Consider the following 24,759-nt stretch of genomic DNA (forward strand, 5'->3'; position numbering starts at 1 on the left):
CCTACACGACGCTCTTCCGATCTTCCACGCGTTCATGAATCAACCATTTTAAAGAAAATGCGGTTTTTCTCTAACTCTCTAAAGCGGGGCGACAAATCAAAAACGGGAACTCCATTGTCGGAGCCCCCGCTTTTGATTCATTAGTTTCCCAAAATGGCGCCGAAAAGCACGCAATGAAGCTCCCCGCGAAATGGCGCCACGTCCGGGCGCTGCCCAGTTTCACAGCGAAAGGAGACGACTAGCCGCTTCTCTTTTGGCAGCCGCTCAAGAAGTGGACGGACGTCGCGGCAGCCGCGGACGTCAAACAGCTGGCAGTCGCTGACCGCCAGATCACACAACGACAGCTGCGGCTTGGCGAACCCGTTCCATTCGTTCACCGACAGCTCCCCGACCGCCGAAATGCGCGCATCCGGAGCGATTTCTTCGCATAACGGCCCAAGGCCGAAGCCGATGGCATCGATCGCGGCCCCGTCTTGGGAAAAGACGGCTTTCATATGGGCTCCGTTCGCCCCGACGCGCCGCATGGTTTCAACGGACGCCCCTTCAATGAGAACAAGCGGCCGCGGATTGCCGACGCCAAACGGAGCGAACCGCTCAAGGCTGCGGGCGGCCGACAGCGTCAACTCAGCAATCGAACAGGAAGCATCAATGAACGTCGGCGGCGTAAAATCGTCCTCAGACAACGTTTCGGCGGCGATGTCGTTCAGCCGTTGCCGTAATTCTTCGACATCATCAAGCGACAATGTCATCCCCGCCGCCATCGGGTGGCCGCCAAAGTGCGGCAACAGGTCGCGGCATTGCGACAGGCTGGCGAATAAGTCAAACCCATGAATGCTGCGGGCTGACCCTTTGGCGATCCCTTTTTCCCGGTCGATTGAAAGCACGACCGCCGGGCGGTAAAACTGCTCGACAAGCTTAGAAGCGACAATGCCCACCACTCCGGCATTCCATCCTTCGCCTGCCACAACCAAGACGCGATGTTCCTCAGGAGGAAATTGGCGGCGCACCATGTCCGCCGCTTCTTCAGCGATTTGTGCCACAAGCTGCTGACGTTCGCGGTTTAACTCGTCCATCTCCGCCGCCAGCTGCACCGCTTCGTTCTCATCGTCCGTCATTAAGAGCGCCACTGCCGGATCGGCGCCGCCGAGGCGCCCCGCCGCGTTCAAGCGCGGAGCGATGACAAATCCGACCGTCTGTTCGTTGATGGCCGCCGCATCAATGCGGCATTGCCGAAAAAGAGCGCGCAGCCCGATGCGCTCCGTCGCTCGCAACGCTTCAAGCCCGTGTGCAACAAAGAGGCGGTTTTCCCCAACAAGCGGAACCAAATCAGCGATCGTGCCGATTTTTCGGCCCCATTTTGGAACATTTTTTNTAACAGTTCAGGAAAAACAAGCCGAAAATCGGATGAATGATCGCATGCGCCTCCGGCAACACCGGACCTGGCTCGTGGTGATCCGTTACGATGACATCCATCCCCCACTCGTTGGCGGCCGCAATTTCCTTGACCGCCGCAATCCCATTGTCGACGGTCACAATGACGGAAACGCCGCGCTCTTTTGCGGAGCGAAACGCCGCCATGTTCGGCCCGTATCCTTCCGTAAATCGGTTCGGAATGTAGAACTCGACCGACGCCCCCGCCTCCTTGAGAGCACTCACCATCACCGACGTGCTGCAAACGCCATCGGCATCGTAATCGCCGTATACCAACACGCGTTCACCCGCGTCGATCGCCCGCTTTAGACGCTGAATCGCTCGCTCCATCCCATCAAGCAAAAACGGATCATGAAACGGTTGCTCAAGCGGATTGAGAAACGCCGCCGCCTCCGAGGCCGTCCGCACCCCGCGGCGGACGAGAAGCCTCGCCAATAAGGGCGTGACGCCGGCTTCCTCAGCCAGCCGCCTCACCGCCTGCTCATCGAGGCGCTCCACCTCCCAACGCGTTTTCGCTTTCAACATGTCTCCCACCTCAACTCTCCTTATTATACAAAAAGGAGAAAAGGGCAGGCAACGACATTACGGTTTTTTTTCCGGGTTGTACGGGTTGATGTGAACCATGACATTGCGGACGCGCGGCAGCGTCAGCAGTTTTTCTTTCACTTTCTTTCCGATCCGGTGCCCCTCTTCGACCGTCAATTGCGGATCGACGGCGATTTTCAAATCGACGATGACGTAATGGCCGTGCTCGCGCGCATGCAGCTCATTGATTTGCCGCACATCGGGAATGGACAAGACCGCCTCGCGCAAATAGCCGGCCTCTTCCTCGTGAAGCACATGGTCGATCGCCGTATGGACCGACTGTCGGCCAAGGTCCCATGCCATTTTCAGAACAAGCAGCGAGACGAACAATCCGGCGAGCGGGTCGGCGTATACAAACCAGTCAATCTCCCATTTTCCACCGACAATGGCGGCGCCGACGCCGATGAGCGCAGCAAACGACGAAAACACATCCGATCGGTGCTCATAGGCGTTGATGATCAGCGCATCGCTGTTTAGCTTTTTCCCGAGCCGGTATTTATAGCGAAACATCGCTTCTTTGACAGCAATCGACAACAACAAGACGTAAATGGCGGCCGCCCCGGGCGGCGACAGTGGGGCGAAAAATGACAGAAACGCCGAGCGCCCGATCTCGATCCCAACGAGAAATAGAAGAACCGCCACAATAATGGCGGCGATTGATTCCGCTTTCCCATGCCCGTACGGATGATCCTCATCCGGCGGGCGCGCAGCGGCCCGCAGTCCGACCCAAACGGCGAACGAGCCGGCAACATCGGACGCTGAATGGGCGGCATCAGCGATCAACGCTTGGCTTTGGCTCCACACGCCGACCGCCGCCTTGACAGCAGCAAGCGCCATATTTCCAGCGATCCCGACGATCGCTGCCGTTTTCGCCTGCCTGAACCGCTGTTCGTGTTCCATGGCCATCTCCCCCACCTTTGCATTCAGCAGCCTCACGCGCTGCCTATGTTGCATCTGACGGTTAGTGTATCCATTTTCCGCCCTAAGCATTGCACCGAACAAAAAGGCGCCGGAAAAGCACATTCGCTTTTCCGGCGCGCTGTTACACTTGCGGTTCGGCCTCGGCCGCCGCTTTTTTGGCTCCTTTCCCTTTTTTGAGCTCCTGTCCTTTCCAAACGACCCAAAGCTGAGAAGCGATGCAAAGCGACGAATAGACGCCGCACACAAGTCCAACGAGCAAGGCGAGGTTGAAATTGCGGATCGCTTCGCTGCCAAAGATGAGCAACGCGATGACCGTAAACAAGACGGTCAAGACGGTATTGACCGAGCGCGTAAATGTTTGCTGCAACGCCCGGTTGACGATATGCTTCAAGTCGTCGACCGTTTTCACTTTCCGCTTTTTCATCAAATCCCGGATGCGGTCAAACGTGACGATCGTATCGTTGATCGAGTACCCGATGATCGTCAGCACCGCGGCGATGAATGTCAAATCGACTTCAAGACGCGTCAAGCTGAACACGGTAATGATAAAAAACGCATCGTGCAATAAGGCGACAATGGCTGCGAGCGCCATTCGCCACTCAAAGCGAATCGTCACGTAAAGAATGATGCCGATGGATGAAATAAACACAGCAATGAGCGCGTTGCGAGCCAGCTGCTTGCCGACGACCGGAGAGACGGTGCTGATGTTTGGTTCGTTGCCATACGCTTGCTTCAATTCATTTTTCAGCTTGGCAATTTCTTGCTTATCGAGCACGCCAATCAAGCGGACGACGCCTGTTTTCCCATCCGTGCCGGACAGGACGACATCTTCCGGCTTGTAGCCGAGCCGCTCGAAATAGCCGCTCAACTCTTTAGCATCGATCGGCTGGCTGCTCGTCACCTCAACGCGCGTTCCGCTCGTGAAGTCAATGCCAAGATTCAGCCCCAGGGCAAACAACGAGATGACGCCGGCGATCGTCAATGCGCCAGAGAAAATGAAAAACTTTTTGCTATGTTTGACAAAATCCCAGCGGTCAAACTTCGTCGGCACTTCCGTTTCCTCGGTCGTTTCGGCAATGTTTAAGATTTCCGACTTTTTGACGCCAAACCACTCCGGCTTTTTATCGAGCCAGCGGCTTGACACAAGCAGTCCGAGCAACAGCCGCGTGCCGTAAACGGCGGTGAGAAAGCTGACGACGATGCTGATGATGAGCGTCGTCGCAAACCCTTTCACCGAGCTTGTCCCGTAAATAAAAAGAACAGCGCCGGCGATGATCGTCGTAAGGTTGGCGTCAAAAATCGTCGCAAACGACCCGCGGTTGCCAGCACGGAACGCCGACAGCATCGACTTGCCGAGCTTCAGCTCCTCTTTGATCCGTTCGTACGTAATAATGTTGGCATCGACCGCCATCCCAACCCCCAAAATCAGGGCGGCAATGCCCGGCAGCGTCATAACGACGTTCATCCAATCAAACAAAAGCAAAATCAAATAAATGTATACCGACAGCGTAATGACGGCGATGATCCCGGGAAGCCGGTAAAACCAAATCATGAACAAGAAGATCGCCGCCACACCGATGATGCCGGCCAACACCGTTTTTTGCAGGGCGTTTTTCCCAAACTGAGCGCCGACGGACGTGGAGTAAATTTCATGCAGCTCGACCGGCAGCGCGCCGGCATTGAGCAAATCGGCCAGCTGTTGCGCTTCTTTGACCGTAAAATTGCCGACGATCGACACATCCGTCTGATTGAACACTTGGTTGACTGAAGCGGCGGAAATAAATTTCGGATCAGCTTTGCCCGCTTCTTTCCGGTAGGAGTCCACCCCTTCTTTAAAATCGAGCCAAATGACTAAAATGTTGTTTGGCGGCCCCATTTTATATACTTTTTCCGTCACCTGGCGGAACTTGTCGGCGTCTTTCAATTTCAGAGCGACGCTCGGCCGGCCGTTTTCATCAAACGACAGCTTCGCTCCGCCTTGGACGAGGTCGCTTCCGTCCATAAGCACGTTGTCATTGACATCGCGGAACGTCAATTTCGCCTGCGTGGACAAAATTTCGCGCGCCTCATTTTGGTCTTTCACCCCGGCGAGCTGGACGCGGATGCGGTTTCCTCCCTCGATGTCAACGCGCGGCTCGCTGACGCCAAGGACGTTGATCCGTTTATTCAGCGCGCTGACGGTGCTTTGCAGCGTCTCTTGGTCAATCTTATCGCCTTTTTTGGCCGGCTTCACTTCATACAGCACTTCAAAACCGCCTTGCAAGTCAAGGCCCAGTTTGATGTTATGTACAATTCCTTGAATCGTCGGCCCCATCACTCCGGCGAACAAAAGCAGGAGCAGAAAAAAGGCGACGATGCGGCTTCGTTTTACCATTCTCCTTAAGATCCTCCTTCAACTTGCCTCGGCGCCGTCCGCCGCAGCGCCAAGCAAAACATTGGCCTCGCCTTCCATTATGAAACAGCAGCCGGCAAGTGTCAATTTTCCACTATAACAATTCCTTTAAAACCCGCTCCAACTCATCATCGCCGGCCGCCTGCTGCTTATACGAACGCATCGTCAAAAACATCATATACTCGCTCGGCGAAAGAGAGAAAATGTCGCTGACCAACTCATGCAGTTTTTTTTCCGCCGGCCGATGCTTCCACTTGCGGGAACATAAACATTCCCACAGCCCGTCCATCGTCACTTGCGTATAGCCGAGAAGACGAAACTCATCGCACTTCGACTCGAGCGCCGGCATGAGCTGTTCGCGCAGCTTCCGGTTTTCATCCATCCCCCATACCCCCTTGTATCCATTGCCGCCTGCCAATCTTGTCATGCTTGGCCATGGGCCTTGCATATATTGTATAAAAGACGGAGGCATTTGAGAAGGCAGGGGGAGAAAATGTCTAAATTTTTACAAGGTACGGTCATTTTAATCGCCGCTGGCTTTATTACAAAAATTCTCGGCTTCATCAACCGAATTGTCGTCGCCCGCATGATCGGCGATGAAGGAGTCGGGCTGTACATGATGGCCGTGCCGACGCTCGTTTTAGCGATTACCGCGACGCAGATCGGGCTGCCGGTCGCCATTTCCAAACTCGTCGCCGAAGCAGAGGCGGCCGGCGACCGGCAGCGGGTGAAACAAATTCTCGTCGTGTCGCTGGCCACCACCGGCGCGCTAAGCATCGTGCTTCTGCCGGCGTTGATCGCTGCTGCGCCATGGCTCTCCCGGACGATGTTCACCGACCCGCGCACGTACTATCCGCTTCTTGCCATCGCTCCAATTGTGCCGATCGTCGCCATCTCTTCGGTGCTGCGCGGCTACTTTCAAGGACGCCAGCAAATGAAACCGTACGCCTACTCGCTCTTGATGGAACAAATCGTCCGCATCAGCTTGATCGCCTTATGCACACAGCCGCTTTTGCCGTACGGCGTCGAGTATGCCGCCGCCGGCGCCATGGCGTCTTCCGTTCTCGGCGAGCTGGCAGCATTATTGTATTTGCTGTTTTTATTTAAGGTTAAAAAATCGATTCGCCTGCGGACAAAGTTTTTTCACTACGTCCAAGCCGGCAAAGAGACGTTCGTCCGCCTCATGCGCATTGCCTTGCCGACGACCGGCGGCCGTTTGATCGGCTCGCTTTCTTGGTTTTTTGAGCCAATCGTCGTCGCCAACAGCTTGGCATTGGCCGGCATCGCCGCCTCCACTGCCACAAGGCAATACGGACAGCTTGTCGGCTACGCGCTGCCGTTGTTGACGTTGCCGTCGTTTATTACGTACGCGCTTTCGACCGCCCTGGTGCCGGCCATCAGCGAAGCCATGGCGCAACGCAAGCTGCTTTTGGTCGAATACCGGATCGCCCAGGCGATGCGCTTGTCGCTTGTCACCGGCGGCCTTTCCACCGTCGTTCTTTACTTGTTCGCCGAGCCGCTCATGCGCTGGATGTACGGCACAAGTGAAGCCGCGATCTTTATTCAAGTGATGGCGCCGTTTTTCTTATTGTATTATTTCCAAGGCCCGCTGCAGGCGGTCTTGCAAGGACTGGACTTGGCGAACGCCGCCATGACGAACAGCTTGATCGGAGCAGTGGTGAAGCTCTTTTCGGCAACGTTTTCGATCAAGGCGANGCACAAGTGAAGCCGCGATCTTTATTCAAGTGATGGCGCCGTTTTTCTTATTGTATTATTTCCAAGGCCCGCTGCAGGCGGTCTTGCAAGGACTGGACTTGGCGAACGCCGCCATGACGAACAGCTTGATCGGAGCAGTGGTGAAGCTCGTGTGCATCTTCGTCCTTGCTTCCCGTCCAAGTTTGGGCATTATGGGCGCGGCGCTGGCGACTGCAGTCAGCACCGTTCTTGTGACGTTGCTTCACTTTGCCACGGTCGTCAAGGTGGTGTCTTTTTCCATCGATGCGCGCGAGTACATCAAAGCGCTTGGCGCCATCATCGCTGCGGGCGCAATCGGCTATGCGCTCTCCCGCCATCCGCTTTTGGCGGTGCCCGCACCGCTTTGGACGCTACTTGCCATGGCCGCGACAGCCGCCCTATATGCCGCCTGCCTCGTTCTGTTCCGGCTCATCCGGCGCGAAGAGCTCGTCTACCTTCCGGGGCTGCACTGGCTGGCCGGCAAAAACAAGCGAAAATAAACGTCTAAACCTGTCCGGCGGTGAATATATTGTGGTAAAAAGCGTTTGGGCCAAGGAGGGATCGCGGTGTCACGGCTTGGCAGCGCACTGGTGTATGGAATCGCCACAGTTTTTGTGTTGGCGGCGCTCGTCAGCTTCATTTTTTCGTTGTTGCTCAAATGGACGGACATTCACGAATCGTCGCTCACCTGGATCGTGTTTGCCGCCTCGGTTGTCTCGCTGTTTATCGGCGGCGTTGTCGCCGGCGGAAAAAGCCAAGAAAAAGGATGGCTCGCCGGCGGGCTGACCGGCCTCTTATTTACGGCGATCATCTTTTTGTTTCAATTTCTTGGCATGGAAAAATCGTTTACCGTCGAACAATGGCTGTACCACCTTGCCTTTTTCGCCGCTGCTTCCTTAGGCGGCATCGTCGGGGTCAATTTGTCATCGTCGCGCCATGAACGGACGTAAAAGCGACAAACCAGCGCAAAAGCAAAAGGTGTCCTCAAAGCAAACGGGACACCTTTTGTGATGGAGAGCACGATGGTAAGAAACGAGATTGCGTCTCGCTCGCGCTTTTCACACCACCGTTCAAATCGGCGCTCAAGCTTAGACGCCGATGGCCGCGCTTTCGCTACGCCTTGCTTTCCGCCACCACTTCTCTCACCGCGGAGCGGTCGAACGTCAGTCGCGTGCCGTCGCCGGCGCGAACGATGATTTTGTCCTCATCGACCGAGTCGATGATGCCGTGCAATCCACCGATCGTGATGATTTTATCGCCTTTTTTCAAATTCGCCTGCATTTGCTGGATGGCGCGTTGCCGTTTTTGTTGCGGGCGAATGAGCAAAAAGTAGAAAATCACAAAAAACAGCACAATCGGCAACAAATTGGCGATCGCTGCGTTCATGCAATCCCCCTCCTTTCCGGTCGTCAAAAGTTTTTTGCATTCGGCTTGTTGAAGCCGTAGCGTTCGAAAAATTCCTCACGGAAATCGGCGAGTCGATCTTCGCGGATCGCTTGTCTCACCTGCTCCATCAATTTTATCAAAAAATAGACGTTATGGTAAGACGTGAGGCGGATGCCAAATGTTTCATCACATTTGATGAGATGGCGGATGTACGCGCGCGTATAGTTCCGGCACGTGTAGCAGTCGCAGTTCGGATCGAGCGGCGAGAAGTCGCGAGCGTACTGGGCATTTTTGATCACCACCCGTCCTTCGCTCGTCATCACCGTCCCGTTGCGGCCGATGCGCGTCGGCAATACGCAGTCGAACATGTCGATGCCGCGGATCGCTCCGTCGATGAGCGAATCCGGCGAACCGACGCCCATTAAATAGCGGGGCTTGTCCGCCGGCAGAAGCGGCGTCGTAAACTCAAGCACCCGATTCATGACCTCCTTCGGCTCGCCGACCGACAACCCGCCGACCGCATAGCCCGGGAAATCGAGCGACACTAAATCGCGGGCGCTTTGCCGGCGCAAATCTTCATATTCACCGCCTTGGACGATGCCAAACAGCCCTTGCTCATTCGGGCGGCGGTGCGCCTTCAAGCAGCGCTCCGCCCAACGGCTCGTCCGCTCGATGGACTGTTTCATGTATTTATACGTCGCTGGATACGGCGGGCACTCATCAAACGCCATGATGATGTCGGCGCCAAGCGCATTTTGAATCTCGACTGCTTTTTCCGGCGATAAAAACAGCTTATCGCCGTTTAAATGGTTGCGGAAATAGACGCCTTCTTCCTCGATGCGGCGGAATTCACTGAGGCTGAACACTTGGAAGCCGCCGGAATCCGTCAAAATGCCGCGATCCCAATTCATAAACGCATGCAACCCGCCCGCTTCCGCGACAATGTCATGCCCCGGGCGCAGCCAAAGATGATAGGTGTTGCTTAAAATGACGCCGGCCCCCATTGTCTTCAGCTCTTCCGGCGACAGCGTCTTGACCGTGGCGAGCGTCCCAACCGGCATAAACATCGGCGTTTCAAACGAGCCGTGCGGCGTATGGAGGATGCCAAGGCGCGCGCCCGTCTGCCGGCACGTTTTGATCAGTTCAAAGCGAATCGGTGTCGTCAACGTGCTCGTCTCCTTTCTCAAATGATGAGCATCGCATCACCGAAGCTGAAAAAGCGGTATCGCTCTTTGACCGCTACTTGATACGCGTGCAAAATATTTTCGCGCCCGGCGAGCGCACTCACGAGCATGATGAGCGTCGATTTCGGCAGGTGGAAGTTCGTCACCAGCCCATCAATCCCTTTGAACTCATAGCCCGGATAGATGAAAATGTCGGTCCAGCCGCTTTCTGCAACAAATCGGCCGTTATGTTTGCCGGCGATCGTCTCGAGCGTCCGTGTCGACGTCGTGCCGACGGCGATGATGCGGCCGCCCTGCTCCCGGACGCGGTTTAACGTTTCAGCCGTTTCCTCGCTCATTTGATAAAATTCGGCGTGCATATCGTGCTTCTCGACTTCGTCCACTTGCACTGGCCGAAACGTGCCAAGCCCGACATGAAGGGTGATGAAGACGATATGCACCCCTTTTTCGCGAATGGCGTCAAGCAGCTCTTCGGTGAAATGCAAACCGGCGGTTGGCGCCGCTGCCGAACCAATTTCACGGGCGTACACCGTCTGATACCGTTCCGGGTCGTCAAGCTTTTCTTTAATGTACGGGGGCAGCGGCATCTCCCCAAGTTCGGCCAATACTTCATAAAACAGGCCGTCATACGAAAACTCAAGCACTCGCCCGCCGTGTTCCAGCGTATCGAGGCAGACGGCTTCAAGCTTCCCCTCGCCAAAGGTGAGTTTCGTTCCTGGCTTGACTCGTTTTCCCGGCTTGACGAGCGTCTCCCAACGGTCGCCGTCCAATTGCTTTAACAGCAGCACTTCGACCGTTCCGCCCGTTTCCTCTTTTTCGCCGTAAAGCCGCGCCGGCATGACGCGCGTATCGTTTAAAACGAGGCAGTCGCCCGGATTCAAGTACGAAATAATGTTGCGAAACGTTTCATGGCGAATGGCGCCCGTTCGTTTATCGAGCACCATGAGCCTTGATGCCGCCCGGTCTGGAAGCGGCGTTTGCGCAATCAACTCTTCCGGCAAATGAAAATCAAACAAATCGACTTTCATGCAGTTCTCCTTCCTTCAGCGAAATCGTCCGAGCACGTAAAAAATCAACGATAACACAACGCTCAGCAAGATGGATGTCACAACGGGAAAATAAAACGTCATATTCCCTTTGCGGATGACGATATCCCCCGGCAAGCGGCCGAGTTTGACAAACTGCATGACAAACCCGACAATGATGAGCACAACGCCGATCGTCATGATCAACTTTGGCAAGCTGTTCACCGCTTCGGAACCTCCATTCCTAAATGGGTGTACGCAGCCGGCGTGACGACGCGCCCGCGCGGCGTACGCTGCAAGAGACCGATCTGCATCAAGTACGGCTCATACACTTCTTCAATCGTTTGTGCTTCTTCGCCGATGACGGCCGCCAGCGTTTCGAGCCCGACCGGGCCGCCGGCGAATTTTTCAATCATCGCTGAAAGCAGCTTATGGTCGATTTGGTCGAGCCCGAGCCGGTCGACTTGCAGCCGCTCGAGCGCCTCGACAGCAAGCGGCAGCGTAATTCCCCCCTCTCCGCGCACTTGCGCAAAATCGCGGACGCGCCGCAGCAAACGGTTGGCGATGCGCGGCGTGCCGCGCGCCCGACGGGCAAGCTCAAGCGCCGCTTCGCGCTCGATGCCGATTTGCAAGATGGCCGCCGCCCGCTCAATGATTTGGGCGAGTTGGTCGACGTGATAGTATTCGAGCCGGCTGATGACACCAAACCGGTCGCGAAGCGGCGCCGACAGCGCCCCGGCTCTCGTCGTCGCCCCGACGAGCGTAAATGGCGGCAAGTCGAGGCGAAGCGTGCGCGCATCCGGCCCTTTGCCAATCGTGATATCTAAGCAATAATCTTCCATCGCCGGATAGAGCACCTCTTCCACCGCCCGCGGCAGCCGGTGGATCTCATCAATAAAGAGCACATCCCCCGGCTCAAGCGAAGTGAGAAGCGCCGCCAAATCTCCCGGCCGCTCGAGCGCCGGTCCAGATGTCGCTCGCAGCTTGACGCCCATTTCATTGGCGATGATCACGGCGAGCGTCGTTTTCCCAAGCCCCGGCGGTCCGTACAGCAGCACATGGTCGAGCGTCTCTTCGCGGAGCTTGGCCGCTTCAATGAACACTTTTAAGTTTTCTTTGATCTTATCTTGCCCGATATATTCATGCAAATATTGCGGGCGCAAACTCGGTTCAAGCGCAGTTTCTTCCCCTAAGACCTCCCCGGATACAAGCCGTTCCTCCACCGTCATTCCTCCCTTTGGCCGCTGTTTATCCCAAAAGCAGCGCCAGCGCCCGCTTCACATACTGTTCCGTCGACATCGCTTCTTCGCGGAGCGCCGGAATGATTTTCTCGATCTCCCGTTCAGCGTAGCCGAGCGCCTTGAGCGCCGCCACCGCCTCGGCGAGCGCACCGGAAAGCGGTGCGGCCGAACGTGCAGCCGCCGGCGCCGCAAGCGCCCCGAGCTTCCCTTTTAAATCCAAAATCATTTGCCGGGCCGTCTTTTTGCCCACGCCTGGAAACTTGCATAAAAACGCCTCGTTTTCTTCCTCGATGGCCCGCGCCAGTTCATCCGGACGCCCGGCCGCCAAAATGGCGAGGCCGCCTTTCGGCCCGATGCCCGACACTTGCAGCAGCTTGGCGAACAAGTTGCGCTCCTCGCGCGTTGGGAACCCGTACAAGGCGTGCACACCTTCGCGTACATATTCGTATGTATAGACGGTCACCGCCGCCTCGCGGCTTTCCTGAAACGCAAACGGGTTCGGCGTAAAGATCTCGTAGCCGATGCCGTTATGGTCGATGACGATATATTCCGGGCAGACGTAATCGACATACCCACGGATAAACTCGATCAATGGATGCTCCTCTCCTTTTTTCGTCCTTTCATTGTATCATATGATTTCATTATAGCAAAAAGAAATCCCGCGATGCGCTTTGCACCACGGGCTTTCGCTTGGTTTATTGGACGACCGCAAAATGGCGGTACATTTCGATCACTTGTTCATACCGCTCTTTCGAGAGGACGCGAATTCCTTTCTTCAGCTTTTCTTGCTGACGGCTTTCGAGCTTTTGCACGTCGATTTGGAAAAACGACTGGATGATTTCGCTCGACCGGCCCGGTTTGCCGTTGAAGATAGACAACGTGCCATCGTCCGTAATTCCGAAGTAGCCGTTTGTTTTTAACAACGGCGAAATGTCGTTGATTGTTTTGCGAAACACGATCGTCTGATCATCGAGCGTCACGAGTTGCCAACCGCGATATTTTTTCCATATTTCTGTCATCGAATCGACGGTTTCGGTGACTTTCTCTTCGCTCATCTCTCCGTCCAAGTATTGCCGCTCGAGCACAATCGTCATCTTAACCGGTGCGGCGGAGGCCGAATGAACCGGCAACACGATGGCGGCGATCCACAGTATGAGGGAAAGAATTCGCATCGTTTGTTCCTCTCTTCTCGGATGATGGTTCCTTTACGCCACTAGTTTCACCAGCGGACGCCATTTTATTCCTTGATCCATCAGCTTTTTTGCCAAGCAAGCTGCCGCCGATCCAAAAAGTGGGGCGGGGATTCGAGCCAACGGCGCTCGATCATCATATTCCATTATGTTCCACGACCTTCGAACGTATGTACAAAAAAAATCCGCCGGCTTCGCCGACGGACGTCGCTACTCCTCAAGCACCGATTCGTCCAAATTATGGTACACTTCTTGGACGTCATCATCATCTTCAAGCGTATCGATCAACTTCAGCATTTTTTTCAAATCGTCGCCCTCAAGCGTCGTATACGTTTGCGGAATCATCGTAATTTCCGCGCTGGCAAACGTGAATCCTTGCTGTTCCAGCTCGTCTTTCACCGTTTCAAACGATTCGGGCGCTGTATAAATTTCGAACGATTCGTCCGTTGTTTCCATCTCCTCGGCGCCCGCTTCAATGGCCAACAGCAGCAATTCATCCTCATCAACGTTGTGCTGTTCGCGGTCAATCACGAGCAGCCCTTTGCGCTCGAACAAATAGGAGACGCAGCCCGTTTCCCCTAAATTGCCGCCGTTTTTCGAAAACGCCGCACGCACGTTGGCGGCGGTGCGGTTTTTATTATCCGTCAGGCAAACGACCATGACGGCAACGCCGCCTGGTCCATATCCTTCGTAGCGAATTTCCTCATAGTTGGTATGTTCTTGGGTTCCAGTTGCTTTTTTAATCGCCCGTTCAATGTTTTCGCTCGGCATGTTGGCCGCTTTCGCCTTCTCAATGACAAGGCGCAGGCTCGGATTGGACGCTGGATCGCCTCCGCCGCTTTTGGCGGCCACATAAATTTCCTTCGCCAGTTTCATGAACAGTTTGCCGCGTTTGGCATCTTGAGCATTTTTCCGCCGTTGGATATTTTTCCACTTCGAATGTCCAGCCATCGACAGTTCTCCTCTCATCGCAACGGAATGTTCCGACTATTACTATAGCAAAAAACGCGGAAATTGTCAGCCAAGCTCCAGCGAAGGAGCAGCCATGAAAAAAGGCGCCCCGCTTTTTGGGGACGCCTTTTTCGTTTGTCACCGAGTGTTTTCCGGCCGTTCTTGAATCGTGCCATCGATAAAAATGGTGCGCAAATCACGGCGGATTTCTTCCATATTGATTGGAGTCCCGCGTCGAAGCGCGTTGTCAATCGTGCGAATGCGGTGGTACATGCTCGGATTCGAGGTGACGCGCACCCGCTTGCCGTCCGCGTACGGAGCGACCGCTTGCTCGACACGCTTCTCAAGCCGCTTGGGATGGCGGGCGTCTGTGGCAATCGCGATGAGCGCCTGATCGCCATACACAACCGCGCGGGCATCGTCGACTCCGTTCACCGCTGCGGCGCGGCGGGAGAGCTTCTCAGCCAAACCGCCGGCATAGCTTCGGTAGTACGACGGGTGCGGATCGACGTTTAGCGAGTGCAAATGCCCATGGTAGTTGTAATCACTGTCACCGAAATCGACGTCGGGCGGAAGAGCCGGAACGTCCGTGTCAAACCGGGTCGCTGCTGGTCCTCCGAGGCGGCCGCCGTCCGTCAAATAATCGGTGACCGGACCGCGGCGCGCCCATATATAACGGTTGTCATAATTGAGCGCATTCGTCCCGTATCGGCCATAGCGGAAATCGTCGCCTCGCTCCGTCGAGTAAAAACCGATCGGTCTCGCCGCATCATGATAACGCTGCGCCCCTTCCTCATTCGCCCGGTAGTTGGTGCATGAGGCGAGCAATCCGGCGACCGACAACGCGCCGATCCATCTGACCGCGTATCTCAATGGAAAACCCCCCTTGGTTTCCTTCGCCCAAGGCTGGCATGAAGCCAGCCTTACGTTTAGCTTGCGGCAAATGCGGGGGGTTTATCGCTGTCAGTTCAACCCAACGAGATGACAGCTAAAACTTCGGCGGCGCAATCGCCAACTGCCGTTTATGATGCGAACGTTCATGAAGCCGTTCAATAATTTTTCGATCGCGTTCTGGAATATCTTCCCCTTTTAAATATTTATCGATCATTTCATACGTCGTGCCCATTTCGCTTTCATCCGTCTGCCCTTCCCACAGTCCGGCGCTTGGAGCTTTCTTGATAATTTCTTCCGGGACGCCGAGCAGACGGCCCATTTCGCGCACTTCGCCTTTTGTAAAGTGAATGAGCGGCACTAAATCGACTCCACCGTCACCGTATTTCGTAAAGTAGCCCGTATGCCATTCGGCAGCGTTGTCGGTACCGACGACGAGATAGCCGTAATTGTTGGCGACCGCATACAACGTCGTCATGCGCAAACGCGCCCTTGTATTCGCATCGCCGAGGCGCGCGCGCTCTTCGCTCCATTCCCCGATGGCTTTCAGCTCGGCCTCGACCGCGCCAAACAACGTCCGGTGCGCCTCGGTCAAATCGATGACCAAATGCCGGATGCCGCAGCTTTTCACCACTTTCAGCGCATCTTCCATATCTTTCGGATTGCTTTTGCAAGGCATAATCAGCCCCAGCGAATCGTCCGGAAAGGCACGCTTAATCAAATGGGCGACAACCGCCGAGTCGATGCCGCCGCTGATGCCGACGACCGCCCCGTTTAAACCGGCTGATGAGACTTGGTCACGCAACCATTGCACGAGTTTGTCAATTTTTTCTTGCATCCGCCCTCGACTCCTTTTCCAAAGATTCCATTTCTCATTGTAGCATAGCATAAAGGCGGCGGACAAACCGTTCTCTCCGCTTGCGGTCAAACACAAGAGGGCGGCGGCGCGCGGCGGCTGACCGCCATTCGCGAAACACATCAGCCGGAAATAAGAGCGCATGCAAAAACCAGCGTTTTTCCAACCAACGGCGAAGCGGAGCGAAACGGGCGAGTGTTGAATATGACCAACCGATATACGGCAAGAGGCGATTGGCGTATTGGCAATAGTCAAGCCCGGGCGAGGCAAGAGCGGCCGCGTCATAGTCGATGAGGTACATCTGGCCGGTTGTGGTGCGCAAAAAATTATGGGAGGCGACATCACCATGAATGATGGCAGCAGAATCCGCCGTCAACTCTGGAGCATGCTCGCGACACGTTGATAGACAGTAATCCGCCCAGCGCAGCGTAAATAAAATGTCTTCTTTGTCCATGATCGTTTCAACAACAGGCAAATGTCGGCAAAACTCCTCATAGCGGCGCCGCCATTTGTCATACAGCTGCGCACGCGGCAGCCCCATCGCCTCCTGCTTGCTGCTGGCGATGTTTGCCGTTATGGTATGGTAACGTTCGAGCAAATGAAGTCCGTCAGCGGCGTCAGCCCAAGCGGCAAACGAGATTGGACGCGCTCCGGCTACATATTCCGTCAGCAGCCAATAGCATCCGCCGGCTTCAACCACTCCTCCGCGCCCGATCGGCATAGGGGCCGGCGCGGCGGAAAAACCGGTCTTCCTTAATACGGCAAGAAGCCAGGCGTGCCGCGCGGCCGCAACAGGAAAGCGATACGCTTTGGCGACAAACATTCCTTGCCGGGCGGCAATGGCTAAGACATGCGGTTTCAATGCCACAACTTGTTGAATAACAAGCCGATATTGGCGGTCAAGAAGAAAAAAGAGACGGCCGGCGGCGTCTCTTTTCACTTGGTTATTGTTCCTCGCCATGCCCGCTCTCCTCATCCGGCGGTTCGCTAAACAAACGGGGGCCGGCGACCGGCGGGGCGGATGATGGCGGGTAGGATGGCGGCGAGTATCCCGCTGGACTTGTCGGATAAACGACGCCTGGCCACGGAAGCGGCGGCGCTGACTGCGGCGCATATCCGTATGGAGCCGGCAGGGCGTACCCTCCATAATAGTACGGGGGCGGCGCATAGGCCGGTGCATACCCAAAAGGCGGATAGCCGACAGGCGAGGGGTGCGCCGCAGGCGGCGCATAAACTGGCGTTGCAGCGCCGGGCGGCGGGAGAACGCCCCCTGCGGACGGGACAAACGGGGCGGCAACCCCAGGCCCAGAAAACGGCGGCTCTAATGATTCACTGCTGCTTTCGTGAATGCCGGGAAACGGCGCCGAACCGTTTTCCGGACTTTCACCGCTTTTCCCAACGGCCGACGGCGCAGACGATGGCGGATAGGACGTCGGCATGATCGGCAGCGGCGGCGCGTAAAAACCGCTCCCCGGCCAAACTGGCGGCACTGGCGTACATCCTTGGTCAGTGCCAAATATTGGGATCGTCGGCGGGGCGACAGGAACGTATGGAATGTTCGGCAGCGGCGGCGCGTCTTCGCTCTCAGCCGCCGGTTCCCCTTTCCATTCAGCTGGGCTTTCATTGTCCTCCTCTTTCATCATGTTGGGCAAAATATTGCTCGGCTTCGGCGGAATCGGCGGCACGTTGGCCAGCGATTGAGCGAACGAAAGTTGAGGAGGCGGGGCCACCGGCGGAATCGTATGCACAAGCGGCGGCACAGAGGCGCCTTTCGCTTTTGCCCCTTCTTTTGCCTCCGCTTTCGGCGTTTTTGGTGCTTCTTGTGCCGTTGCTTTTGGCGCTTTTTTCTCGACAGCCTTTGGCGTTTCGTTCATCGCCGCTTTCGGCGCCTCACCCGCCGGTGCCTTTGGCGCTTCATTGATGGGCGCATTCGGCGTTTCGTTCACCGGTACGTTCGGCGCTTCATTCACCACTGCTTTTGGTGCCGCTTTTGGCGCTTCCTTCTCGACGGCCTTTGGCGCTTCATTGATGGGCACATTTGGCGTTTCATTCACTGATACATTTGGCATTTCGTTCACCGGCACGTTTGGCGCTTCATTCACTGGCACATTCTCCGCCTTCTTCTCCGGCGCTTTCGGTGTTTCCTTTACGACTGCTTTGGGCGTTTTCTTTACCACTGCTTTCGGCGCCTCACCCGCCGGTTCGTTTACCGCTGCCTCGCCTTCCGGAGCAGGGGCGACAGCAGTGTCAAGCTCGGTATCAATGTGGAATGAGACGAACGGTTTCGCCTCCGCGTACGGGTGCTCTTTTACGTGCATTTTTTTGGGTGACACAAGCGCCTTCGTCTCTTTTTTGACCGGCACCCCTGCTGTCGGCACTTTGATTTTCATTCCAGGCATAATCATATTCGGGTCGCTCAAATGCCCATTTATTTTTTTCAATTGTTCAAAATCCACTCCATATTTTTGGGCGATTTTCCAAAGGGTGTCGCCCTTTTGGACAATATGGATTTTCACTCCATTCCCCTCCTAAACCGAGACTGTTTACGCTCGATCGAACCGATGCTTGTTTCCCGTTATCGTCTTTCAACACAATGTATGACGATGATCGTTGATTTATGATAAAAAAATCCCTGACCGAACGAGGATCCCTCCTCGTCAAGCCAGGGAAAAAGCTAGACAAGCGAAAGCATGCGGTCGAGCGCCTCTTTTGCCTCTGCGGCGATGTCTTTCGGAACGGTGATGCGATTGACGATCGCTCCTTGCTCAAGCGATTCGAGCGCCCAGACGAAATGCGGCAAATCAATTCGATTCATCGTTAAACACGGGCACATATATGGATTGAGAGAAACAATTTCTTTGTCTGGATGTTCATGCTTCAGCCGGTTCACCAAATTCATTTCCGTTCCAATCGCCCACTGGGTGCCGGGTGGAGCATTGCGGATCGTTTCAATAATGTATTTTGTCGAACCGGCGTAGTCTGCTTGCTGGACGACCTCCCAGCTGCATTCCGGATGGACGATGACATGGATTCCCGGCTTCATCCGTCGAATATGCTCGATTTGTCGCACGGTGAAGTTTTCATGCACGGAGCAATGTCCTTTCCAAAGAATGACTTTCACCTTGTCGAGATCGTCCGCCCCTTGGAGCGTCTCCTCATGCGGATCCCACACCGCCATCTCGTCAAGACGGATGCCGAGCGCATAGGCCGTATTTCTCCCTAAATGCTGATCCGGCAAAAAGAAAATCCGTTCATTCCGTGAAAACGCCCAAGCCATCATCTTTTTCGCGTTCGACGAGGTGACGGTCGCTCCGCCATGGCGGCCGACAAACGCTTTAATCGCCGCGGTCGAATTGACGTACACAAGCGGCACGATCGTCTCGCCAAACCGCTCAATAAGCGCCGCCCATGCCCGCTCGACTTGAAAAATATCGGCCATATCGGCCATTGAACAGCCGGCGCGCAAGTCCGGCAAAATGACCGTTTGGTCGTCGCTCGTTAAAATATCGGCGGTTTCCGCCATAAAATGGACGCCGCAAAACACAATATATTCGGCTTCGCTGTTCTTTGCCGCGAGCTGGGCAAGCTGAAGCGAATCGCCGGTCGCATCGGCGAACTGAATGACCTCATCCTTTTGGTAGTGATGACCCGGGATGAAAAGGCGCCGGCCGAACCGTTCTTTCACCGCGCGGGCGCGTGCTTCGAGCTCGCTTCGTTCCATCGTTTTATACCGTTTGGGCATCTCATCCAGCCGTTTCAACTGTTCAAGGACGTTCACGGTTCTCCCCTCCATTATCGCAAATTGAAACTCATATCGAGCGCCGGGGCGGAATGGGTTAAACATCCGAGCGAAATGTAGTCGACTCCGGTCGCGCCGTACGCCGCCACATTGGCGAGCGTAATTCCCCCCGACGCTTCCGTGATGATCGGCTTTGGCACAAGCCGGACGAACGCCCGCACCTCATCCGGCGTCCGGTTGTCAAACATAATGACATCCACCCCGGCCTCGACCGCCTCGAGCACTTCGTCTTCCGTTTCGGTCTCTACTTCGATTTTCACCATATGCCCAAGCCGCTCCCGCACCGTTTTGACGGCGCGGGCGATCGATCCGCAAAAGGCGATATGGTTGTCTTTAATCATGACACCGTCGTACAAGCCAAAGCGGTGATTGTAGCCGCCGCCGCATGTGACGGCATATTTTTCAAGCATGCGCAGCCCCGGCGTCGTTTTCCGCGTGTCGCAAATGCGTGTGGAGCTATTGCCAAGCAAGTCAACGGCCTGTCGCGTCACGGTGGCAATGCCGCTTAACCGCTGCAGCAAGTTTAAAATGACGCGCTCACCGGACAACAGCGGCCCGACCGGTCCGGATGCGACGGCGATCGTTTCGCCGGCTTGGACCCGTTCGCCGTCCTGTTTCATGATGGTTACTTCGACGCGCGGATCCAGCAGCTGATAGCCCGCCGCAATAATGCCGACGCCGGCCACCACCCCGTCCGCTTTGGCCATAAACATGCCTGATGCCCGTTCATGAGCCGGAAAAATCGTCTCGCTCGTCACATCGCCGTCGCCAATATCTTCAAGAAAAAACTGTCGCAACAGTTGTTCGAGCTTCAACCGGTTCATCTTTCATCCCTCCGTTTTCTTTGCCGCTTTACCTCCCAGCCCCAAGGCGGGCCCACTCTTCTTTCGTCCGCACGAGGCGCCGCCCCCGCCACTCCGGGCGTTCACGCGGAAAATCGCTCCGGTAATGGCCGCCGCGGCTTTCCGTGCGCCCAAGCGCTGATGAAGCGACAAGCCAGCCCACTAGCAACATATATCCTGTTTCAATCTCCTCTGCCGACAATCGTTCAAGGTCGCCATCCAGCCAATCCGGCAACGAAAACTGTTCCAACCAGTCGACCGCTTCGCGAAGCCGATCGCCGTTGCGGACGATGCCGACAAACGTTGACAGCTGTTCGCGGAGCAACGCCCGCTCTGGCAGCCGTGGTACAATCAAACGACGCGGGCTGGATGAATCCGCTCGGTGCACCGTTTCCGGCCACGCCGCTTGACGGCGGATGGCGCAGGCCGCACGGAATCCAAAGACGATCGCTTCAAGCAACGAGTTGCTCGCGAGCCGGTTGGCGCCGTGCACACCGGTGCACGCCGCTTCCCCGACGGCGTACAAGCCCGGAACCGTCGTCTGTCCCCACTCGTTGACGACAACGCCGCCCATTAAAAAATGGGCGCCCGGCGCGACAGGAAGGCGGCCGGCTTCAAGGTCGACGCCATAGGCCTCACATAGCGCAGCGATCGTCGGAAAGCGGCGGCGGAAGTGGGACACGCGGGAAATATTCAAATAGACGCGGCCGCCGCGATCGAGTTCCGCCGCGATCGCTCGGGCGACGATGTCGCGCGGAGCGAGATCGCGAAGCGGATGGACGCCGTCCATCAGCGGTCTTCCATCTTCCGCCTCAAGCACCGCCCCTTCGCCGCGCACCGCTTCCGAGACGAGCCCGACCGCTTTTCCGCCGGCAACGAGCATCGTCGGATGAAATTGGATAAACTCCATATCCGCCACCGCCGCACCGGCGCGGTACGCCATGGCAATGCCGTCGCCAGTCGCCGTCGGCGCATTGGAAGTGAACGTATACAATCCGGCGCATCCACCGGTCGCCAACACGACGGCCGACGCCGGCCAAATGGACACCGAACCGTCTTCCCGCTTCGTTTTCACCCCGACGCAACGCCCCTCTTCCACAAGCAAATCAATCACCTGCTCGCCTTCTTCCATCCATACGCGTCCCTCGAGCCGCTCAAGCAAAAACGAAACGAGTGCTTTGCCCGTTTGATCGCCGCCGGCGTGCAAAATCCGGCGGTGGCTATGCCCGCCTTCAAGGCCGAAACAAAACCGGCCGCGTTCGTCCCGATCAAACGCCATGCCGGCGTTGATCCATTCTTGCAGCCGCCTCGGCCCTTCGCGGACGAGCCGTTCGACCATTCGTTCATCGTTATGAAAGCAGCCGGCGACCATCGTATCGCGGAAATGAGCGCGCCAATCGTCGCTCTCTGCCAGCGCCGCGGCCACCCCTCCTTGCGCCCGCCATGAATTGCTGTCGGTGCAACGTTTTTTCGTGAATATCATCACATGGTCGAGCTCAGATAAATGATACGCGACCGTTAACGCCGCCAGCCCGCTTCCGACGATAATCACGCCACCTTCCTTCACTCTCGGACGCCCCTTTCTTTTCACCTGTCTTGACATCTATATTTACACATATTTAAACTAATGGCAAGAGGTTTGGCGAAAAAAATGATGCAAAGGCGGGGGAATATGATTTATTTGGATTACGCGGCAACGACGCCAATGTGCCAAGAGGCGATCGCCGCTTACGCTGAAGCGGCGTCCGTTTACTTTGGCAACGAAAGCAGCTTGCATGACATCGGAACGAAAGCGAAACAACTGCTTGCCTTATGCCGGCGCGAACTCGCCGCCATGATTAACGGAGAAGCGGAAGGGATCTATTTCACAAGCGGCGGAACGGAAGCGAACGTGCTCGCGATCCGTTCGCTAGCTGCCGCCTACCGGCATAAGGGAAACCACCTGATCACGACCGAAATCGAGCATGCCTCGCTCCATCACCTGTTCAAACAGCTGGAAACAGAAGGATATACGGTCACGTATTTGCCCGTCGACCGATTCGGGCGCATTCGACTTGCCGATTTGGAGCGGGCGATCACGCCGAAGACGATCCTTGCTTCCATCCAGCACGCCAACTCGGAAATCGGCACGATTCAGCCGCTTGCCGACATCGGCCGCCTCCTGCGGGCGCACGGCGTCCTTTTTCATAGCGACTGCGTGCAAACTTTTGCTAAAATACAGCTAGATGTTCAAGAGATAGGACTAGACAGCCTATCCGTTTCCGCCCATAAAGTGTACGGTCCCAAAGGGGTCGGCGCTGTGTACATCAACCCGCGCCGGCATTGGAAGCCGGTATTCCCGGGAGCGACGCACGAATCAGGCTTTCGGCCGGGAACGGTCAACGTACCGGGTATTGCCGCCTTCATTACGGCCGCGCAGCAGCTCCATCGACGAATGGCGGACGAACAGTCGCGTTTGGAACGACTGCGGAATCGGTTGCTTCACGCCATCGCCGCCAAACAGCTGCCGGTGACGGTGGAAGGCCATCCCGATTTCCGTCTTGCCCATATTATCGGTTTGTCCGTCGCTGGGTACGAAGGGCAGCTTGTGATGCTTGAATGCAACCGCGCCGGCATCGCCATTTCCACCGGCAGCGCCTGCCAAGTCGGGCTGCAAGCGCCGTCGCGGACGATGCTCGCCGTCGGGAAAACGCCTGAAGAAGCGAAGCAATTCATCCGCATCTCATTGGGCGCGGCCACGACCGAAGCGGAGATCGACCAGTTCGTTTCCACATTGGAGCGACTTACATCGGCATGAAAGGAGGAATGGCAGGTGAAAGAGGAAAAGAAAATTTTAGGGGAAAGGCGGCGCCAGCTCATTTTGCAATGGTTGAAAGAAAGCGAAACGCCGCTCACGGGGGCTGAGCTGGCAGCGAAAACGAACGTCAGCCGCCAAGTGATCGTCCAAGACATTTCACTGTTAAAGGCGCGCAACGAACCAATCATCGCCACAAGCCAAGGCTATTTGTATTTAAAGCCGGCTGAACCGGCCAAAACGTACACGAGGACGATCGCCTGCTTCCATACGCCAGAACAGACGAAAGAAGAGTTGTATTTGCTCGTGGATTGCGGCGTGACGGTCAAGGACGTCAAAATCGAGCATCCGGTCTACGGCGATTTAACCGCCTCGATCATGGTGAGCAACCGCCTGGAAGTCGACCAATTCATCGCCAAAATCGAGGCGACAAAATCGTCGTATTTGTTGCAGCTGACGGACGGAACCCATTTGCATACGCTGGAAGCCGATTCACCAGTGAAGCTTGACGCCGCCTGCCGCGCCTTGAAACAGGCTGGATTTCTGATCGAAGCGTGAACGGATCGCCTTGCGCTCGTCCGTCATTCCCTCTTCGCAAATGCCGTACGTCAGGACGCTGGATAAAGAGAAAATGCGGACGGCTATGACCCATCCGCATTTTTTCGTCTTCGTCAAGCAAAATAATATGGATAGCTGCCCAACAGCTGCACTGTGCAGCCGAGCGCCTCAATTTCCGCGATCGCCCCCGGGATGAGGACGTCATCCATCGGCGCGTCGATGTCAATAATAAAGAAATAATTTCCAAGGCCCGTTTTCGCTGGGCGCGATTCGATTTTCGTCAAGTTGAGCCGCCGCCAGGCAAACGCTGATAACACTTGATGGAGTGCGCCCGGACGGTCTTGCGGCAGCATGACGACCACGGTCGTCTTGTCGCCAGCATAAAGAGGCGAAGCAGGCGAAAGCGGCTCTTTGCGCCGGCTGACGACAATAAAGCGCGTATGGTTGTAATCGTAATCGTGGACGTTTTCCTGCACGATCACTAGCCCGTATTTTTCCGCCGCCAGCCGGTTGGCGATCGCCGCCGCCGGCAAGTGCGGATGCTCGCTCACAAATTTCGCGGCGGCGCTCGTTGACGTCATCGGCACTTGCTTCGCCCCTTTCAGCACCGTATGCAAAAACTTCCGGCATTGGGCAATGGCGTGCGAGTGGGAATACACTTCTTTCACTTCGCGCCAATGAGGGGTGAAATATGGGTGCACCATCAAATGTTGCTCGATCGGCACAACGATTTCGCCGATGATCGGCAACGGCTGTTCGTGAATTAAATAGTCGAGTGTCAAATTGACCGATCCTTCCAAGGCGTTCTCGAGCGGCACCACGGCCGCTTCAATCTCTCCGGCCGCCGCGGCGTCAATGCAATCGGGAATCGTGTCATACGGCTCCCGCGGCTGCGACGGAAAAAGAAGAGCAGCCGCCGCTTCGGTGAACGTCGCCTTCGGTCCTAAATAACCGATTTTCATCTCGTTTGCCTCTCCCT

The 24,759-nt window shown here is 56.0% G+C and carries 22 protein-coding genes and 4 pseudogenes; 5 read left to right on the forward strand and 21 right to left on the reverse strand.

Features of this window, described 5'->3' with window-relative positions:
- Window positions 1-167: 167 nt before the first annotated feature.
- The 5 genes and pseudogenes from T260_RS1000000140625 to T260_RS132320 all read right to left on the reverse strand — a co-directional run.
- A pseudogene (locus tag T260_RS1000000140625) lies at window positions 168-1,346 on the reverse strand (single-stranded-DNA-specific exonuclease RecJ); the annotation flags it as partial.
- Between the two features lie 58 nt (window positions 1,347-1,404).
- A pseudogene (locus T260_RS1000000140760) lies at window positions 1,405-1,956 on the reverse strand (DHH family phosphoesterase); the annotation flags it as partial.
- Window positions 1,957-2,013: 57 nt separating this feature from the next.
- Window positions 2,014-2,922, reverse strand: coding sequence for a cation diffusion facilitator family transporter (locus T260_RS132330; RefSeq protein WP_081712596.1), 909 nt, complete (start codon window positions 2,920-2,922; stop codon window positions 2,014-2,016).
- Window positions 2,923-3,058: 136 nt separating this feature from the next.
- On the reverse strand, window positions 3,059-5,311 hold the full coding sequence (gene secDF / locus T260_RS132325; RefSeq protein WP_023633726.1) for a protein translocase subunit SecDF: 2,253 nt from the start codon (window positions 5,309-5,311) through the stop codon (window positions 3,059-3,061).
- Window positions 5,312-5,423: 112 nt separating this feature from the next.
- A complete protein-coding gene (locus tag T260_RS132320; protein WP_013524218.1) occupies window positions 5,424-5,711 on the reverse strand; it encodes a post-transcriptional regulator in 288 nt (95 codons plus the stop codon).
- 111 nt (window positions 5,712-5,822) lie between these two features.
- Between T260_RS132320 and spoVB the strand changes: the two are divergent.
- The 3 genes and pseudogenes from spoVB to T260_RS132315 form a co-directional block, all read left to right on the forward strand.
- Window positions 5,823-7,013 (forward strand): annotated as a pseudogene (gene spoVB / locus T260_RS0119995) (stage V sporulation protein B); the annotation flags it as partial.
- A gap of 34 nt (window positions 7,014-7,047) precedes the next feature.
- A pseudogene (locus T260_RS0120000) lies at window positions 7,048-7,563 on the forward strand (stage V sporulation protein B); the annotation flags it as partial.
- 66 nt (window positions 7,564-7,629) lie between these two features.
- Window positions 7,630-8,013, forward strand: a complete 384-nt coding sequence (locus tag T260_RS132315; RefSeq protein ID WP_023633727.1) for a TIGR04086 family membrane protein — start codon at window positions 7,630-7,632, stop codon at window positions 8,011-8,013.
- 163 nt (window positions 8,014-8,176) lie between these two features.
- Here the strand turns inward: T260_RS132315 and yajC are convergent, their stop codons facing one another.
- From yajC to nadB, 15 genes are all read right to left on the reverse strand, one after another.
- Window positions 8,177-8,449: a preprotein translocase subunit YajC gene (yajC, locus tag T260_RS132310; protein ID WP_023633728.1), complete on the reverse strand. Its 273-nt coding sequence runs from the start codon at window positions 8,447-8,449 to the stop codon at window positions 8,177-8,179.
- Window positions 8,450-8,472: 23 nt separating this feature from the next.
- Window positions 8,473-9,615: a tRNA guanosine(34) transglycosylase Tgt gene (tgt, locus tag T260_RS132305; RefSeq protein WP_023633729.1), complete on the reverse strand. Its 1,143-nt coding sequence runs from the start codon at window positions 9,613-9,615 to the stop codon at window positions 8,473-8,475.
- Window positions 9,616-9,632: 17 nt separating this feature from the next.
- Window positions 9,633-10,661 (reverse strand): tRNA preQ1(34) S-adenosylmethionine ribosyltransferase-isomerase QueA, encoded by a 1,029-nt coding sequence (queA, locus tag T260_RS132300; protein ID WP_023633730.1) that lies wholly within the window; start codon window positions 10,659-10,661, stop codon window positions 9,633-9,635.
- A gap of 15 nt (window positions 10,662-10,676) precedes the next feature.
- Window positions 10,677-10,883, reverse strand: a complete 207-nt coding sequence (locus tag T260_RS132295) for a DUF2905 domain-containing protein (protein WP_013524224.1) — start codon at window positions 10,881-10,883, stop codon at window positions 10,677-10,679.
- On the reverse strand, window positions 10,880-11,881 hold the full coding sequence (gene ruvB / locus T260_RS132290; protein ID WP_011232067.1) for a Holliday junction branch migration DNA helicase RuvB: 1,002 nt from the start codon (window positions 11,879-11,881) through the stop codon (window positions 10,880-10,882). The genes T260_RS132295 and ruvB overlap by 4 nt, the downstream gene beginning before the upstream one ends.
- 25 nt (window positions 11,882-11,906) lie before the next feature.
- The gene (gene ruvA / locus T260_RS132285) at window positions 11,907-12,491 is read right to left on the reverse strand and encodes a Holliday junction branch migration protein RuvA (RefSeq protein WP_011232068.1); all 585 of its coding nucleotides are present in this window, start codon (window positions 12,489-12,491) and stop codon (window positions 11,907-11,909) included.
- Between the two features lie 103 nt (window positions 12,492-12,594).
- A complete protein-coding gene (locus T260_RS132280; protein ID WP_011232069.1) occupies window positions 12,595-13,071 on the reverse strand; it encodes an intercompartmental signaling factor BofC in 477 nt (158 codons plus the stop codon).
- Between the two features lie 228 nt (window positions 13,072-13,299).
- Window positions 13,300-14,040 carry a YebC/PmpR family DNA-binding transcriptional regulator gene (locus T260_RS132275; protein WP_014196414.1) on the reverse strand — a complete coding sequence of 247 codons (741 nt, stop codon included), beginning with the start codon at window positions 14,038-14,040 and terminating at the stop codon, window positions 13,300-13,302.
- A gap of 138 nt (window positions 14,041-14,178) precedes the next feature.
- Entirely contained in the window at window positions 14,179-14,913 is a 735-nt protein-coding gene (locus T260_RS132270) for a YhcN/YlaJ family sporulation lipoprotein (protein WP_011232071.1), read from the reverse strand.
- 115 nt (window positions 14,914-15,028) lie between these two features.
- Window positions 15,029-15,769, reverse strand: coding sequence for an NAD(+) synthase (nadE, locus tag T260_RS132265; RefSeq protein WP_011232072.1), 741 nt, complete (start codon window positions 15,767-15,769; stop codon window positions 15,029-15,031).
- Between the two features lie 34 nt (window positions 15,770-15,803).
- Entirely contained in the window at window positions 15,804-16,748 is a 945-nt protein-coding gene (locus T260_RS132260; RefSeq protein WP_023633731.1) for a phosphotransferase, read from the reverse strand.
- On the reverse strand, window positions 16,732-18,303 hold the full coding sequence (gene safA / locus T260_RS132255; RefSeq protein ID WP_023633732.1) for a SafA/ExsA family spore coat assembly protein: 1,572 nt from the start codon (window positions 18,301-18,303) through the stop codon (window positions 16,732-16,734). Before safA ends, T260_RS132260 begins: the two co-directional genes overlap by 17 nt.
- 158 nt (window positions 18,304-18,461) lie before the next feature.
- Window positions 18,462-19,565 (reverse strand): quinolinate synthase NadA, encoded by a 1,104-nt coding sequence (gene nadA, locus T260_RS132250; RefSeq protein WP_023633733.1) that lies wholly within the window; start codon window positions 19,563-19,565, stop codon window positions 18,462-18,464.
- Window positions 19,566-19,579: 14 nt separating this feature from the next.
- Entirely contained in the window at window positions 19,580-20,410 is an 831-nt protein-coding gene (nadC, locus tag T260_RS132245) for a carboxylating nicotinate-nucleotide diphosphorylase (protein WP_011232076.1), read from the reverse strand.
- 28 nt (window positions 20,411-20,438) lie between these two features.
- Entirely contained in the window at window positions 20,439-22,031 is a 1,593-nt protein-coding gene (gene nadB, locus T260_RS132240; RefSeq protein WP_173400011.1) for an L-aspartate oxidase, read from the reverse strand.
- A gap of 69 nt (window positions 22,032-22,100) precedes the next feature.
- Here nadB and T260_RS132235 point away from each other — a divergent pair, with 69 nt between their 5' ends.
- Together T260_RS132235 and T260_RS132230 are read left to right on the forward strand one after the other, a co-directional pair.
- Window positions 22,101-23,225 carry an IscS subfamily cysteine desulfurase gene (locus T260_RS132235; protein ID WP_023633734.1) on the forward strand — a complete coding sequence of 375 codons (1,125 nt, stop codon included), beginning with the start codon at window positions 22,101-22,103 and terminating at the stop codon, window positions 23,223-23,225.
- 15 nt (window positions 23,226-23,240) lie between these two features.
- The gene (locus T260_RS132230) at window positions 23,241-23,780 is read left to right on the forward strand and encodes a transcription repressor NadR (protein ID WP_011232079.1); all 540 of its coding nucleotides are present in this window, start codon (window positions 23,241-23,243) and stop codon (window positions 23,778-23,780) included.
- Between the two features lie 113 nt (window positions 23,781-23,893).
- On the opposite strand, the gene pheA is transcribed toward T260_RS132230, so the two are convergent.
- Window positions 23,894-24,742 carry a prephenate dehydratase gene (gene pheA / locus T260_RS132225; protein WP_011232080.1) on the reverse strand — a complete coding sequence of 283 codons (849 nt, stop codon included), beginning with the start codon at window positions 24,740-24,742 and terminating at the stop codon, window positions 23,894-23,896.
- Window positions 24,743-24,759: the final 17 nt, after the last annotated feature.

It is taken from the genome of Geobacillus thermopakistaniensis (assembly GCF_000498995.1).
Classification (GTDB): domain Bacteria; phylum Bacillota; class Bacilli; order Bacillales; family Anoxybacillaceae; genus Geobacillus; species Geobacillus thermoleovorans.